The organism is Synechocystis sp. PCC 6803 substr. PCC-P, assembly GCF_000284455.1.
Classification (GTDB): Bacteria; Cyanobacteriota; Cyanobacteriia; order Cyanobacteriales; family Microcystaceae; genus Synechocystis.
The window spans coordinates 2,869,494-2,885,384 of the sequence record NC_017039.1 but is presented as its reverse complement, the minus strand read 5'-3'; the positions used below and the strand labels follow the sequence as shown (position 1 = coordinate 2,885,384).

Below are 15,891 nucleotides of genomic sequence, written 5' to 3'. Positions count from 1 at the left end.
CAACCGTCAATAACACAGCCAGTCCATCCCCTTAGTTCAATAGCTAAAAAACCTTAGCCTCCTCGGCGGTCATACCGTACAGGTCATAATCGTCGGTGGCAGTGATCACGACCGGGACGATTTCATTCAAATTGGCATTGCCCTTGACATAGACTAATCCGTCCACCTCTGGAGCAAAGCGGGTTGATCGGCCGATGAATTCCCCAGTGCTGGGATTTTCCTGCTCGATCAGCACATCCAGGGTCTGCCCCAAACAAGCGGCATTTTTCTGGGCGGAAATGGGCTGTTGCAGAGCCATTAACCGATCCCGGCGATCGCCCATTACTTCTTCGGGCACAGCATTGGGCAGATCAAAGGCGGCGGTGCCTTCCTCTGGGGAAAAAGTAAACACTCCCACATGGTCAAATTGATGGCGTTGGACAAAGTCTAGCAAATGCCCAAAATGTTCCTCGGTTTCCCCAGGAAAACCAACAATGAAGGTGGTACGTAGCACAGCGTCGGGAAGGGCAGTTTTTAGTCTAGTGATGATGTCGTCGTTGACTTGGCCCTGCCAGGGGCGATTCATGGCTCTGAGAATGTCGGGATGGGAATGTTGCAGGGGTAAATCCAAATAGGGGAGGACGTTGGGAGTATCCCGAATTGCCTCAATTACTTTGGGGGTCAATCCGGTGGGATAGGCGTAGTGAATACGAATCCAAGGAATATCGACTTTACCCAGGGCCTGTAATAGTTCTGCCAGTTTCGGCTCCCCATACAGATCCAATCCATAATTGGTGGTGATTTGGGAGATGAGAATTAATTCCTTTACCCCTTGGCTAGCCAGTTGTTCGGCTTCCGCCACAATAGATTCAATCGGGCGAGACCGTTGTTTGCCCCGTAGTTGAGGGATGATGCAAAAAGCACAGCGATAATCACAGCCTTCCGCCACCCGCAGATAGGCGATCGCCTCGTTGGTGGTGCGATAACGTGGCAAATTTTCGTCGGCTATGAAACTGGGATTGGGGGAAATGGCTTTAACTCGCTGACCCTGTTCCGTGCGTCGAATAATATCAACAATATTTTGGTAATCCCCGGTGCCCACCACGGCCACCGCTTCGGGAATTTCTTCTAAAAGTTGCTCCTGGAAATGCTGGGCCAGGCAACCGGAAATAACGATTTTCTTCTTTGCTTCCGCTAGTTCTACTAAGGTTCTCACCGACTCCTGGCGAGCATCCTGGATAAAACTACAGGTATTAACAATGACGTAATCTGCTAATTCTTCATTGGCATCGACTTGGTAACCCGCTTCCACCAGCAGGCCTAACATATGTTCAGAATCAATGCGGTTTTTTTCGCAACCCAAATGGTTGATGGCGATCGTTGGCGTTTGGCCCATAAATTAATTACTAGGGATTAACTGACTATTGACTGAGTTCGAGTCCAAGGGATGTAGGGTAGGGACTAAACCAGGCAATGATCAGCAAATTCTGTAAATACAGCCTGCGGATGGGGAACGGTGGTCAGACCCTTTTTATTTGTAAAGACATTGTAACAGATTTACACCAGAAAACCTGAGGTCGTTTGGTGTAATGTTATACATTTCCTGACATTACTCCCAATATTCTCCTACTCTGACGTTGAAAATGCCCACAGAAAAGTCGCCTTAATCCAGCAATAGATAGAAATATGGCGAAAAATTCCCCCATTAGTCCCATTGAGGAAATGGAGGAGGTTCTGAGCAAAAAAGTTTAAATAAATAATAATTTTCTAACCAAAACGATAGCCAAAGCCCCGCACTGTGACTAAATATTCCGGCTGACTGGGGTCCTGTTCCAGCTTTTCCCGTAGCCAGCGGATATGGACATCCACCGTTTTGCTGTCTCCCATAAAATCAATGCCCCAAATATGTTCAATTAACTGTTCCCTAGACCAGACTCGACGGGGATAGCTCATGAACAATTCCAATAGGCGAAATTCCTTCGGGGCCAAACTCACTTCTTCTCCCCGCATTAACACCCGACACTCCTGGGGATAAAGCACCAAATCCCTAAATTTGCGGAATGGGGCAATGTTATTACCAGCCAAGCCCTGGCGACGGATCATGGCGCGGCAACGGGCCACCAATTCCTTCAGGCTAAAGGGCTTAGTGATGTAGTCATCGGCCCCCACTTCCAAGCCAGTTACTTTTTCCATTTCACTGCCTTTGGCACTGACAATTAAAATCGGGGTATTATCGCCACCAAAGCGCAAACTACGACATACATCTAAGCCGTTTACCTGGGGAAGCATGATGTCCAGAATGATCAGGTCTACGGCGGCCTGACCGGGGTCTTCGCTAAATTCTTGCAACAGAGCTAAGGCATCACGTCCATCGTCCACCGCATAAACTTCATAACCTTCTTCCTGCAGTGATAGGACAATGGTTTCACGAATGGAAACCTCGTCTTCAACGACCAAAATACGATGGCTGGGGGGAATTTCCTGGTGTTGCAGACTATGGGGGGGGGCTTCTAGCGTTGCCATTGGGAAACCTACTAGATGGTATTTAACCAACATATAACACAGAACATTGATGTTAACAGCAAACTTTTTGGCAAAATAATGACATGGTGAAAAAAGCTAATCTCCGCTAGGGCTGGAAATTGGGCACGAAAAAAATTCCCCCGTTTGCTATTGAGGGAAAATCGTTGAATTGGCAAAGCCTAGATAGGAAATGGAAATTGGTTAAGTTTTGCCCCCTAGAATTTGCCGAAGCCTTCATCTACTAAGTTGGGATTATTTTGATAGGCGGCCACCGCTAGGCGATCGCACCGCTCATTTTCCTTATTGCCAGCGTGGGCTTTGACCCACTGGAATGTAACTTGATGTTTTTCGCACAGCGTTAACATCGTTTCCCACAGGTCGGGGTTTTTGGCCTTTTCCTTGGCATTCCTTTGCCATCCGTTGGCTTTCCATTTCTTGGCCCAACCCTTGCTCATGGCATCGACCATATAGCGGGAATCGGTATAGAGCAACACTTGGGACGGTTCTTGTAAATGACTCAAGGCGGCGATCGCCCCCATAATTTCCATGCGATTATTGGTGGTCATTTTATAACCGGCGGACAATTCCTCCCGACGACCATCACCGTAGAGAATCACTGCGCCATAGCCACCAGGGCCAGGATTCATGGAGCAGGCACCATCGGTGTAGAGAGTTACGGAATTGGGGGTAGAGGCCATGGACAAATTCAGCAAGGTTAGGGTTAATGGGAAAATCAGCGCTGGTCAAGCTGGGATCATAAGCAGGATGGAAAATCAGAGTGAACGAAGAGCGTTTTGCCGACACGAAACTAATGCGCCTACAACTTTGTTTATACCTGCTTCCCGTAGTGGGCATATTACCGTCCCTCTGGCAGTTACGCCAACCAGACCAACCTAACTGGGGCGACAATCAGCATCACCGTCAACGTCGCCGTTTAAGTCGTCGGTCATTGCAATTAACCCTAGGTTGGCTCTGCCTGTACCTATTACTCTGGGGGACTGGCCAGGGCGCGGGGGAATTGGCCGCATTTAGACTAATGTACCTAAATGGTCTGATCACCACCGGTTATTTCCTGGTGTGTTTGCTGTGGATGGGCAGAATTTTTTTCCAGCCTTTGCCATCCACTAAGAATTGAGAGTTCCCTCGTTCAAGGGCTTGGGATTTCTGCTTCACCGGGTTTATCTAGTCTTGGCTGTTCTGTGTTCTATGAGCCGAACAAAGCAATGGTTTTTGGGTTACCAGGGGTCAATCACAGATTTAAACGGATTAAATTTTTTCCCCTCCGGGACGTTAGCTTCTTCTTCTGCAATAAAGGTTTCCTCCCCGGCATTGAAGGGGGCAGCGGCAGGTTGGCCCAATTGATCGTCAATTAATAATTCTTCAATTTGATCAAAACCTTCCATAACGGTTACGGCTTGTTCATGTCTGTCCCTAGCCTTGGGCCTTTTGTGGGCAGATAAATCCTCCAGGGCCTGCAATTCTGCCATGAGGTCTAAGTTGGGGCCAGCAGCCGATGGGGAATGATGATCGCCAGCCCGGGTACGGTGAGCAGAAGGGCGATCGCCAGCCATTTTTTTCAAATCCGCCAGGGCACGGTTAAGCTCCTGCACAGATTTTTCCAGTTGTTGCAGACGTTGCCACCATTGGTCATCGGAGAACATAGTTTCCCCTGGGATGGTTTGAGTTGCGGGGGGAGTCATTGGTGATGATTGTGCACTAATAGCTTCAGGGGGGGACGATCGGGGCGATAGTTGCCGGGGCAATTGGGGAAAAAGTCTGGTCACTTCTTCGAGGGTGGTGACTCCCTGACTCACTAGGGTGATCGCCTGGCGAGCGGGACTAGCAATGCCAGCTTGACTTAAACCATTGATAATTTCTGCGTGGGAACAGGGGCTACTGACTAACTGTTGGAGCTCAGGAGTAATGGCCACGACCTCAAATATCCCCGTCATGCCAGAGTAACCAAGGCCATGGCACTGACGACAGAGACGACTTTTGATCATGGGTTGGGCCATCAACTCCATACTCAAACTGTTAGCCCGATAAATAGTTCCCGGAGGCAGACCAAAACGTTGTTGCTCTTCCGGTGTCACTTCCCCCCTCAAACGACAGGCTGGACAGACCCGTCGCACTGGCCGCTGGGAAACAATGCCCTTCAGGTGTTGCCCCAATACCGCTGGTTCAAACCATTGCTGCAGTTGGGCGATCGCCGAGGGCACATCTTTGGCAATGACAGAGGTGAAAACTAAATGGCCTTGGTTGAGGACTTGGGTCAAAATTTGGGCTGTTTCCTGATCCTCCAAGGGATCCACTGCCATCACTGCGGGCCATTGATCCTGGAGGGACTGCACTGCCTTTTCGCTGGTAAAGTCCTTTTGGGGGTTTACTTCTAGCTGATTAATGTTTTCATAAACATGGACAAGGGGATCGGACACCAAGGCAACGGAGCGATTCTGGTCCAACTGCTGTCCCAAAAAAGCTTCCATGGTAGTGGTTTTGCCGCCATAGGCCGCCCCAATTACCACCACTAAACCTTGGGATTCCTGGGCTAATCTTTGTAAACTTTCCTGGCTCTGGCGATCGCCACAAAGTTGGGCAAAATCAGGTAATTTTTCTAGGTGAGGAACCACCCGTACCAGTATTTTTTCACCGTAAAAACTGGGCAGAATATTGACGTAGAAAAATACTGACTGGCCATTATAACTTTTGCGGATGCGGGCCTTTTGGGGGATGTTGGTCTGGCTGGTGTCCAAATGGGCCATGGTTTTCACCCTGGCGACCAATTTGGGGCCTAACTCCCTAGGCAGGGGTTCAAGCAACATCCGGAGATTACCACCCTGACGAATCTGCACCAGCACCCGATTATCCTGGGGGTCAATGTGAATTTCGCTGGCCCCTTCCCGCAACCCAAGGATGAGAATTTTATTAGCTAATTTAACTTCTGGCCCTTCGGATTTGGCCTCTGGATTAGAATCATTTGTATTTTCGGCTATGGCACTGACCGGCGGGGGAGCAACCGGGGGAGTATTCTGCAGAGCTGCGATTTGTTGCGGTAAATCCTCAATAATTTCCGTTACTTCCACCACCGTTGCTTTGCCATCGTAGGGATCTTCACTAATCTCAGTTTGGCGGTGGGCGTTCAGGGCGGCCTGCACTTCCGGATCGTGGTAAAGCTGATCGATTAAATTATCAAAATCATCCTTGGTCACCCCCCGCCGCCGCAGGGTAAGCCGATGGGGCGCTAGTTGTCGTTGTAAAAATTGACTTGCTTCCGGGTCGCTGGGGTCCACCATCACCACTAACAAAGCCCCCGGATTTTCCCGGTAATGGAGGGGTAAAAAACCATACTGACGGCAGATGGGCAAAGGAAAGTAACGGTTCAGTAAACTGGCGATCGCCTCGGTGTTGGCCAGGGTCGTTAACTGATGTTGGTCAAAAAACTTCACCCCATGGATCACCGAAAGGGCAAACCGTTGCTGAGCTTGGTACTGGCGATGTAGTTCATCGGGCAAAGATTCCCCCAATATTGTTTCCACCAAAGTCGGCAGAGCAATGCCGGTGCGACGCGCCTCCATTAAAGCCTGATGAATTTGGGAAAGGGAAAGATAACCCGCTTCAATGAGGGCTTGTTCAAAAGGGGAGAGGCTAAATTCGGGGGAATCGGAGGAAAAGACCATGGCAGGGGCGACCGAGATAACAGTTCAGCAAACAACAACAGTGATGAGTAGTGCTAATTTCAGAATGCCTCAAGGGAGCAAAATCCTATCAAAATTGCGCTAAATACCCAAGGCTGACAATTTTTCCTACTAAACTTAGTACTTTCCCCTAGTTTAAGCAATGGTTGGCCGACTGGGGTCAATTTGTTCGGTTAAATCCCCTAATCCCAGGGATTACGAAAATCACAGCAATGGGGACAAACGGGGGGAAAAGTAACGGGCGGCGGAGGTACAGGTTTCCAAGACTTCCACGGAATGTAACCCCGGTACCCCAGCTTCTTCTAATTTGGCAAAGATCCAAGCGGCGATCGCCTCACTGGTGGGGCTTTCCAAACCAAGACTGTCGTTGAGGTAATAATGGTCGAGGTGATTTTTCACCAAGGGGTCCAAATGGGCTTTGAGCACACTAAAGTCCATCACCATGCCCGTTTCTGAACCAGTGGTTTTCAGGCGATCGCTGGCCACGTAAACCCGGCCCCGAAAACTATGGCCATGTAAGCGTCGACATTTCCCTTCGTGGTGGGGCAATTGATGGGCCGCCTCAAAGGAAAACTCCTTATAAATAATCCACATAAAAATCTCAAATCACTGTCTACTCACCCTAGGATGAGGGAAAATCGTCCCCAGTGACCAAACGCTGACCCCTTTAACATTAGCCAATTTTTGCCTCCCTCGATTAAGATTAGGAACTATATTTTGGCCCCTGCCACTTTTTTATGGCAATGGGAGTCCCTAAAAGTCGAAGCTAGATTTTTTGGCTGCTTCAGGCTTTGAAAATGAGGATTTACTATGTCTGAATGGGTTGAACAGCGTTTACAGTCCCTTGCCAAGGCTTTCGATCAATCCTATTGCGGAGCCATTGAGGCCGTGGTAGATCTGATTTGCCAAAGATTCCAGGCGGGTAATAAATTGCTCATCTGCGGTAACGGGGGATCCGCCGCCGATGCCCAACACCTGGCCGCTGAATTTGTCGGCCGTTTCCATTTCAACCGCCAAGCCCTACCGGCGATCGCCTTGACCGCCAACAGTTCCATCCTCACGTCTGTCAGCAACGATTACACCTACGATATTGTTTTTTCCCGTCAAGTGGAAGCTTTGGGCCAACCGGGGGATATTCTTTGGGGTTTGTCCACTTCGGGTAAATCCACCAATGTGCTCCATGCGCTGAAATGTGCCAAGGATAAGGGTTTACACACCATCGGCATGGCTGGTAATAACGGTGGTTTGTTCCAGGAATTTGCTGACTATCCCCTCTTCGTCGCCGACAAAAACACTCCCTGCATCCAAGAAGTGCATTTGATGACCTACCATCACATCTGTGAACAGGTGGAATCCCGTCTCTTCGCCCAAAAGTCTGTGGGAATCAAAGTCTAGTTGAAAGGGTGATCAAATTTAGTTCGATGGGGGGTAGGACTGCGTCCCCGTCCTGTAGGATACTAAAGCCATTTTTAATCTAGCCAAATAAATATTCACACCGATAACCTTGAGTGCCCTCCGCAAAGCCCTGTTCCTCGACCGTGACGGCGTCATCATTGACTATATTCCCTACCTTGGTAAACCGGAGCAAGTGCAGTTACCGGCCGGTGCCGGGGAAGCTTTAACCCAGTGGCAAAAAGCAGGATATTTATTAATTGTGATCACCAATCAGGCGGGCATTGGCCGGGGTTATTTTGACCACGGTGACGTGGCGGCGGTCCATACCAAAATCCGACAAGAGTACGGCAAAGAGGGAGTAAAGTTCACCGATTTTTTCCTTTGCCCCCACCATCCAGAGGACGGTTGTGATTGCCGTAAACCTTCCCCCGAAATGTTGTTGCGGGCGGCGGAGCAGTACCAAATTTCTCTCCAGGAATCCTACTTTATTGGCGATGCCCCCAGTGACGTGGGAGCAGCCATTGCGGCCGGTTGTCAGCCAGTGGTGCTAATGACAGGGCGGGGTGAGGAAACTTGCCAACAGTTGGATAAGTTTAGGTTGCAATTAGCTGGGCCAATTCCCGTCTTTGCCAATCTGGGGGAAACTGTTAGTCTGCTGGCTTCCCTTTCAAGCAAATGAACTCTGACCATTCTCGGGATCAACCCCTATTTATTTCTCTCATACCCCATCTGATGGGAGGGAAAGGCCATATTGTGCCTTACCACGGGGCGGTACGGCGATCGGTAGAGTATTTGGGGTGGCAGTATCAAGCTTGGGTGCCCCAGGATGCGGATCCAAATTTAGAAGAAATTGGCGATCGCCTCCATCGAATTCTTCTGCCGGAGGATTTGGAAGCGGAGGGGAGCATGGTGGCAAAAATAACCCGTCTTCCCCAAGCCATGCAATGTAGTGATGTTTTAGCTCAACAATTGCAATCTTTGTTAACCAATGGGGAAAGTAGACCAGTTATTCTATTTTTAGAACGGTTCATCCATCTCCAACTGTTTGCTATCTGGTGGGGACTACGGCAATTATCTCCCGAAGCCCGAAGCCGATTGCATTTTTGGATCCTCTACCGTCGGGACGTGCATCTAGACCAAACCCGTTCTATTTACCATTGGCTCCACCAACGCTTACGGAAATTATTACCCCCACCCCAATGCCAATTTTTAACCGATAGTGAACCCCTCGGGCGATCGCTCCAGGATTATTTTGGCCAACCATTCACCGTGATGCCCATTCCCCACACGGATTTTGCTGAAGTTGTACCTTTATTTACAGAAGCTGATCCCATTCTTTGCTGGTGGCCCGGTGCCCCTCGGGAAGAAAAAGGTTGGTCGGTGATGCGTCATTTGGTTTCATTGCCCCGGCCTAATTCACCTAGGCTCCAACTAATTGCGGCGGCGGCTTCCGGATTAAAAAGTGACAGTGAAGGAATTGAAGTTCATTTAATTGGCGATCGCCTGACTAGGGAAGAATACGCCGGTTGGTTAAATAAAGCCCAAATTATTCTCTTACCCTACGATCCAGAAGCTTATGCAGAAAGGACTTCCGGCATTTTCACCGAAGCCATCATCGCAGAAAGAATACCGTTAGTATCTCCGGGCACCTGGATGGCCAGGGAATTAAACCAGTACGACCTCGACAGTTTAGTAGTGGATTGGCAAGCCCAATCCCTAGTATGGGCAGAAATTGACCAAAAGTTGGCCGATTCAAGCATCCATCAGCAATTAGCAGCCATGGCCCAAGCTTACCGTCGGCACCACAGCCTAGAAAGTTATGCCAAAACCCTGCAAGAAATCTGGCTTTCCCGGCATAATGGAAACATGGAAGTTAACAATATGTAACATTCCGTCTCCAATTTTTCATCTTTCTAGGCAGATCCATCCATGCGCGTAATTCTGATGACAGGTAAAGGGGGGGTTGGTAAAACCTCCGTTGCGGCGGCCACCGGTCTCCGTTGTGCGGAATTAGGCCATAAGACCCTAGTTCTGAGTACCGACCCTGCCCATTCCCTCGCTGACAGTTTTGATCTGGAGTTGGGCCATGAGCCTCGCCTGGTGAAGGAGAATCTTTGGGGAGCAGAATTGGATGCTTTGATGGAGTTGGAAGGCAACTGGGGCGCAGTTAAGCGTTACATTACCCAGGTATTACAGGCCCGGGGGCTAGATGGAGTACAGGCGGAGGAACTGGCCATTCTCCCTGGCATGGATGAAATTTTTGGTCTGGTGCGGATGAAACGCCACTATGACGAAGCTGATTATGATGTACTGATTATCGATTCTGCTCCCACAGGTACTGCCCTACGTCTGCTCAGTTTGCCGGAAGTGGGGGGGTGGTATATGCGACGTTTTTATAAGCCTTTACAGGGGATGTCCGTGGCCCTCAGACCATTGGTGGAACCCCTATTTAGACCGATCGCCGGTTTTTCTTTGCCCGACAAGGAAGTGATGGATGCTCCCTACGAATTTTATGAGCAAATTGAAGCCCTGGAAAAAGTGTTAACAGATAACACGCAGACTTCCGTACGTTTGGTGACCAACCCAGAAAAGATGGTGTTGAAGGAATCATTGCGGGCCCATGCCTACCTAAGTTTGTACAATGTATCCACGGATTTAGTCATTGCTAACCGGATTTTGCCCGAAACCATTGATGATCCCTTCTTCCAACGGTGGAAAAGTAACCAACAGGTCTATAAACAAGAAATTTATGACAATTTCCATCCTCTGCCGGTGAAGGAAGCGCCCCTATTCTCGGAAGAAATGTGTGGCTTAGCAGCTTTGGAAAGACTGAAGGACACTTTGTACAAAGATGAAGATCCTTCCCAGGTTTACTACAAGGAAAACACCATTAACATTGTTCAGGGCAGCAACAATGATTACAGTTTAGAACTTTATTTACCAGGTATTCCCAAAGAGCAAATTCAACTAAATAAAACTGGCGATGAGTTAAATGTTCGTATCGGTAACCATCGCCGCAACTTGGTTCTGCCCCAGGCTTTGGCGGCCCTAAGTCCCGCTGGAGCAAAAATGGAGGATGATTACCTCAAAATTAGGTTTGCTGAGGCAGTTAAACGGTAAAGTCGTCATCACTAAAGAAGCGAATGGTTGCTTGCAAAGATTGTAAAAATAGGTCAATTTCTTCTTTGGTGTTGTAGAAATACAGACTGGCCCTAGCACTGCCGGAAGCGTCAAACAATCGGTGCAACGGTTGGGTGCAATGGTGCCCGGAACGGATGGCGATACCGTCTTGATCCACCATGGTGGCCACGTCGCTGGCGTGGAGTCCCGCCACGTTAAAGGACGCTAAAGCGGCCCGATCGCCGTGTTTGGGATTGGGGCCGTAAAGTCGCAGTTGGGGAATTTGCCCCAAGCCTTGCCAGAGGTAATGGGTTAATTCCACTTCATAGTTATGAATATTTTCCATCCCTAAGTCGGTTAAATAATCCACTGCCGCTCCTAAGGCGATCGCCTCGGCAATGGCCGGGGTCCCCGCTTCAAATTTGTGGGGCAACTCTCCAGTGGTGAAATGATCAAAAAAGACTTCAGCAATCATTTCGCCGCCGCCAAAAAAGGGAGGCATGGCTTCTAAGATTTCTTCTTTGCCGTAAAGGAACCCAATGCCCGTGGGAGCGCACATTTTGTGACCACTGGCCACTAACCAATCACAATCAATTAGTTGTACGTCCAGAGGGTAATGAGGCGCACTTTGGCAGGCGTCAACTAACACTTTAGCCCCAGCTTGGTGGGCTAATTGGGCAATTTCTTCCGCCGGGTTAACGCAGCCCAAGGTGTTAGAAATGTGAACAACAGTGACCAACTTAGTCTTTTCAGAAAGTAGAGTTTTAAAATGTTCTAAATCAAAGCTTTCTTGCTCGTCTAATTGGACAAATTTTAGTACAGCCCCGGTTTTGGCCGCCACCATTTGCCAAGGCACTAAATTGCTGTGATGTTCCATCACGGTGGTAATGATTTCATCCCCTGCTTTGAGATTATTCATCCCCCAGCTATAGGCCACCAAATTAATCGCTTCCGTGGCGTTACGAGTGTAAACAATCTCCCTTGGCGATCGGGCATTAATAAATTTTGCCACTTTATTCCGAACTGCTTCGTAGGCATCAGTAGCCCGCACACTTAGTTGATGGGCTCCCCGGTGAACATTAGCATTATCGTTTTCATAGTAATGCATCAATTTTTCCAGCACAGCCCGGGGTTTTTGGGAGGTGGCGGCATTGTCCAAATACACCAGGGGATGGCCATTAATTTCTTGATTTAAGATGGGAAAATCTTGGCGGACAGTGGCGGCAAGGCTGGGAATTTGGAGAGCAACCATGGCTTAAAAATCAAAGAATACTAAGGCTAACTAAAAAATCAACTAAAATACCGAGTTTGCTGACTGACTAAATAGTCCGACAGGAAACACATTGCCGCAAACGTCCTTGCAAAGAGGCTAAGGGAATTTGATCCAGAATTTCCCCAGCAAAGGCATCAATCAATAAATGGCGAGCATCATAATCATTTAGGCCCCGACTACGGAGATAAAAGACCTCGTCCGCCTCCAACTGGCTAATGGTAGCTCCGTGGGAACATTTAACATTATCAGCGGTGATTTGTAGCTCAGGTTTTGTATTAATACGGGCTTTGGAAGATAACACCAAATTACGGTTTAACTGTTGGGCGTTGGTCAATTGGGCCGCCTGGGGTACTAAAACCTTACCGCTAAAAACTGCCTGGGCATATTCATCCACAATACATTTATGGAGTTGATTGGTTGCCCCATGGGGATGGTTTAAAGCTATGGTACTGTGGGTGTCGCTCACCTGCCGTCCCGCCAGGATAGTTAAGGCCAAAAATTCAGTTTTCGTGGCTTCTTCCTGCTGTGTCATTTGCAAATTATGACGGGATAATTTTGCGCCTAAGTTAACATCAATTAATCGGTAACGACTTTGTTTCCCCTGGGCGATCGCCGTGGTGGCAATGTGGAAGCTATCACCGGAGTCCCGTTGGTTACGGATATGGGTAACCTGGGCATTTTCCCCTAAATAAATTTCGCTGACGATGTTGTTAAAGTAGGGCTGTTGCTGCGGGCGATCCGTGCAATTGGTGCTGATCGCTCCGTAGGACTCGGCGATGGTTACTTGGGCGTTATTTTCTACTACCACTAACAAACGGGGTTGCACCATGATAGGGGTTGGATCAACCACCGTTAAAAACAGTAAGTGGATGGGACTTTTCAGTTCAGTATTGGCGGGAATCCAGACTACCGCACTATCTGTCATCCCGGCAGTATTAAGGTTACTAAAAACTTCGTTACCGTCCGTTTTTTGCCCCAAATAGTTGGCTAACTGCTCCCTTTGATGGGCGGCAAGATTAGTCCAGGATTGACAAGTAATGGCGCTGGGTAAATCATTAGTATTCGACAACTCTGGAGTAAAAAAGCCATTGATAAATACCAGGCGACTTTGATGGGCTTCCGGTAAGTAGAAATTTTCCGCCGCCGCCACATCCAGACTAACTTTACCAGCGGCCACAAAATCAATTGCTTTTAGCTCGCTTAAATCCGTAAATTGCCATTCCTCATCCCGCTTATGGGGCAACCGCAAACTACCCAACAAATCGGCTGCTCCCTGTCGTTTATTCACCAAAATGGAGTCCTCCGTCCCGGAGACCATGGCTTGCTCCTTAAGGGCTTGCAGTTCTTTGTCTATCTCTGTTTGGTGAACTTTTTGAGTCAGGGCATCGGCTAAAATCGCGGCGGTCATGGGCAGTATCCTTGGAGATGGGCAAAGTGGATTAGTTTAGTTAGTGCAGTAGCTCAAATTGTCTCAATAATGCCTGGCGATCGGCCAACTTGCCTAGCAGAATGGAAAATAACGCAACCAAGCTGAAACAGAAGTTTAAATGGGAGCCAAAACCTGTTCATCGAGGAAATCGTACCCCTTCTCTTCCAATTCCAGGGCTAACTCCTTGCCTCCACTCATGACAATTTTACCGTCATACATCACATGGATATGGTCAGGAATAATGTAATTTAACAAGCGTTGGTAGTGGGTAATAACCAAGGTGGCATTGTCAGGATTTTTAAGAAAATTGACCCCCTCAGAGACAATGCGGAGGGCATCAATATCCAACCCCGAATCAATTTCATCAAGGATGGATAAAGTTGGCTCTAGGATTGCCATTTGCAAAATTTCATTGCGCTTCTTTTCTCCTCCAGAAAATCCTTCATTTAAGCTCCTTTCTAGAAAAGCGGGATTCATTTTCACCACGTCTAACTTTTCTTGAATTAGATCTTCAAAATCAAAGGTGTCTAATTCTTCTAAACCTAAATGTTTGCGTTTAGCATTATAGGCAATGCGGAGGAAATCTAAATTGCTTACGCCAGGAATTTCCAAAGGATATTGGAAGGCAAGAAAAATTCCCGCTAAGGCCCGCTCATGGGGTTCCAAAGCTGATAAATCTTGCCCCTGGTAGATAATTTCACCGCCAGTAATTTCATAGTCGGGATGCCCAGTAATTACTTTAGAAAGAGTACTTTTACCAGAACCGTTGCGTCCCATAATGGCGTGGACTTCCCCTGCTTTAATTTCTAGGTTAACTCCTTTGAGAATTTGATTTCCATCAACAGAGGCAGTGAGATTTTTAATGGAAAGAATAGTCTGGCTCATAAACGTATCAGAAATAACTTAATGAAAGATAGCTTGGTGAAGAATGAAAAAATCTAGGTTCTACTCTGGCTAGAATAGTTAATTATTCAGGAGAAAAATAGGTCAAACTTAAACCTAGCAGTTACCCCCCTTCGACAATTATTAACCCACAGTACCTTCTAGTTTGAGACTCAGTAATTTATCAGCCTCCGCCGCAAATTCCATGGGTAATTCGTTTAGCACATCCTTACAGAAACCGCTGACTAGCATGGACACCGCATCTTCCTCAGAAATTCCCCGTTGGGCAAAGTAAAAGAGTTGATCCTCGCCAATTTTGGAAGTGGAAGCTTCATGTTCTACTTTGGCGGTATTATTGTCCACTTGAATATAGGGAAAAGTATTAGCCGCTGCCCGATCGCCAATGAGCATGGAATCACACTGGGAATAATTGCGAGCGCCCTGGGCTTTAGGTCCCATTTTCACCAAACCCCGGTAACTGTTGGCGGAATTACCAGCGGAAATGCCTTTGGAAATAATGATACTACGGGTATTTTTACCGATGTGAATCATTTTAGTTCCCGTATCAGCTTGCTGTTTGTTGTTAGTTAAAGCAATAGAGTAGAATTCCCCGACGGAATTATCCCCAACTAGCACACAACTGGGGTATTTCCAGGTAATGGCGGAACCGGTTTCTACTTGGGTCCAGGAAATTTTGGAATTAACTCCTTTACATAGACCCCGTTTAGTCACAAAGTTGTAAATTCCGCCCTTGCCATTTTCGTCCCCAGCGTACCAGTTTTGTACGGTGGAATATTTAATGTCAGCATTATCTAGAGCTACCAATTCCACCACCGCCGCATGAAGTTGATTGGTGTCATACATGGGCGCAGTACAACCTTCCAAATAGCTAACGGAAGCCCCTTCTTCGGCAATAATTAATGTCCGCTCAAACTGCCCCGTATCCCCATTATTAATGCGGAAATAGGTGGACAATTCCATGGGACACTTCACCCCTTTGGGAATAAAAACAAAGGAACCGTCACTAAATACAGCAGAGTTTAAGGCGGCAAAGAAGTTGTCGGCGGTGGGCACCACACTGCCCAAATATTTTTGCACCAGGTCGGGATGTTCCTGCAATGCTTCAGAAATAGAACAGAAAATTACCCCGTCTTCCGCTAGCTTTTCCTTAAAAGTTGTGCCAATGGAAACACTGTCAAAAATGGCATCTACCGCCACATTACTTAAACGTTTTTGCTCCGATAGGGGAATCCCTAATTTTTCAAAGGTTTCCAACAAAGCTGGGTCCACTTCATCTAAGCTTTCTAGTTTTTTCTTACTTTGCTTAGGGGCGGAGTAGTAAATAATATCTTGGTAATCAATGGGGGGATAATGCACCGCCGGCCAAGTGGGTTCCGCCATGGTCAGCCAATGCCGGTAGGCCCGGAGGCGAAAATCCAACATGAATTCGGGTTCATTTTTCTTAGCAGAAATGAGTCGCACCACGTCTTCACTCAGACCACGGGGGATAGCATCCGCTTCAATGTTGGTGACAAAGCCATATTTGTAGGGTTGGTTGACCAGGTTTTTAACAGTGGTGGAACTCATCGAATGCA

General features: G+C 47.9%; 14 protein-coding genes. 5 read left to right on the top strand and 9 right to left on the bottom strand.

The window, feature by feature from the left end; all coding sequences use genetic code 11:
• Positions 1–43: 43 nt before the first annotated feature.
• The 3 genes from rimO to rnhA all read right to left on the bottom strand — a co-directional run bounded on the left by rimO (position 44) and on the right by rnhA (position 3,200).
• Entirely contained in the window at positions 44–1,375 is a 1,332-nt protein-coding gene (rimO, locus tag SYNPCCP_RS13490; RefSeq protein WP_010873783.1) for a 30S ribosomal protein S12 methylthiotransferase RimO, read from the bottom strand.
• 371 nt (positions 1,376–1,746) lie between these two features.
• Positions 1,747–2,535 carry a response regulator transcription factor gene (locus SYNPCCP_RS13485; RefSeq protein ID WP_010873782.1) on the bottom strand — a complete coding sequence of 263 codons (789 nt, stop codon included), beginning with the start codon at positions 2,533–2,535 and terminating at the stop codon, positions 1,747–1,749.
• A 182-nt stretch (positions 2,536–2,717) separates the two neighbouring features.
• The gene (gene rnhA, locus SYNPCCP_RS13480) at positions 2,718–3,200 is read right to left on the bottom strand and encodes a ribonuclease HI (RefSeq protein WP_010873781.1); all 483 of its coding nucleotides are present in this window, start codon (positions 3,198–3,200) and stop codon (positions 2,718–2,720) included.
• A gap of 80 nt (positions 3,201–3,280) precedes the next feature.
• Between rnhA and SYNPCCP_RS13475 the strand changes: the two genes are divergently transcribed.
• A complete protein-coding gene (locus SYNPCCP_RS13475) occupies positions 3,281–3,637 on the top strand; it encodes a hypothetical protein (protein ID WP_010873780.1) in 357 nt (118 codons plus the stop codon).
• A gap of 100 nt (positions 3,638–3,737) precedes the next feature.
• On the opposite strand, the gene SYNPCCP_RS13470 is transcribed toward SYNPCCP_RS13475, so the two are convergent.
• Positions 3,738–6,179 carry a GspE/PulE family protein gene (locus SYNPCCP_RS13470; protein ID WP_010873779.1) on the bottom strand — a complete coding sequence of 814 codons (2,442 nt, stop codon included), beginning with the start codon at positions 6,177–6,179 and terminating at the stop codon, positions 3,738–3,740.
• 222 nt (positions 6,180–6,401) lie between these two features.
• Entirely contained in the window at positions 6,402–6,791 is a 390-nt protein-coding gene (gene queD / locus SYNPCCP_RS13465; protein WP_010873778.1) for a 6-carboxytetrahydropterin synthase QueD, read from the bottom strand.
• A 216-nt stretch (positions 6,792–7,007) separates the two neighbouring features.
• Between queD and gmhA the strand changes: the two genes are divergently transcribed.
• The 4 genes from gmhA to SYNPCCP_RS13445 all read left to right on the top strand — a co-directional run bounded on the left by gmhA (position 7,008) and on the right by SYNPCCP_RS13445 (position 10,712).
• Positions 7,008–7,592: a D-sedoheptulose 7-phosphate isomerase gene (gene gmhA, locus SYNPCCP_RS13460; RefSeq protein ID WP_010873777.1), complete on the top strand. Its 585-nt coding sequence runs from the start codon at positions 7,008–7,010 to the stop codon at positions 7,590–7,592.
• A gap of 109 nt (positions 7,593–7,701) precedes the next feature.
• Positions 7,702–8,271, top strand: a complete 570-nt coding sequence (locus SYNPCCP_RS13455; protein WP_020862049.1) for an HAD-IIIA family hydrolase — start codon at positions 7,702–7,704, stop codon at positions 8,269–8,271.
• The gene (locus SYNPCCP_RS13450; protein WP_010873775.1) at positions 8,268–9,479 is read left to right on the top strand and encodes a hypothetical protein; all 1,212 of its coding nucleotides are present in this window, start codon (positions 8,268–8,270) and stop codon (positions 9,477–9,479) included. Before SYNPCCP_RS13455 ends, SYNPCCP_RS13450 begins: the two co-directional genes overlap by 4 nt.
• 42 nt (positions 9,480–9,521) lie before the next feature.
• Positions 9,522–10,712 carry a TRC40/GET3/ArsA family transport-energizing ATPase gene (locus SYNPCCP_RS13445; RefSeq protein WP_010873774.1) on the top strand — a complete coding sequence of 397 codons (1,191 nt, stop codon included), beginning with the start codon at positions 9,522–9,524 and terminating at the stop codon, positions 10,710–10,712.
• Here the strand turns inward: SYNPCCP_RS13445 and SYNPCCP_RS13440 are convergent.
• The 4 genes from SYNPCCP_RS13440 to sufB form a co-directional block, all read right to left on the bottom strand.
• Positions 10,702–11,964: a SufS family cysteine desulfurase gene (locus tag SYNPCCP_RS13440; RefSeq protein ID WP_010873773.1), complete on the bottom strand. Its 1,263-nt coding sequence runs from the start codon at positions 11,962–11,964 to the stop codon at positions 10,702–10,704. The genes SYNPCCP_RS13445 and SYNPCCP_RS13440 overlap by 11 nt on opposite strands.
• Positions 11,965–12,031: 67 nt before the next feature.
• A complete protein-coding gene (sufD, locus tag SYNPCCP_RS13435) occupies positions 12,032–13,393 on the bottom strand; it encodes a Fe-S cluster assembly protein SufD (RefSeq protein WP_010873772.1) in 1,362 nt (453 codons plus the stop codon).
• Between the two features lie 135 nt (positions 13,394–13,528).
• Positions 13,529–14,299 (bottom strand): Fe-S cluster assembly ATPase SufC, encoded by a 771-nt coding sequence (gene sufC, locus SYNPCCP_RS13430; protein ID WP_010873771.1) that lies wholly within the window; start codon positions 14,297–14,299, stop codon positions 13,529–13,531.
• 141 nt (positions 14,300–14,440) lie between these two features.
• Positions 14,441–15,883: a Fe-S cluster assembly protein SufB gene (sufB, locus tag SYNPCCP_RS13425; protein ID WP_010873770.1), complete on the bottom strand. Its 1,443-nt coding sequence runs from the start codon at positions 15,881–15,883 to the stop codon at positions 14,441–14,443.
• Positions 15,884–15,891 lie beyond the last annotated feature (8 nt).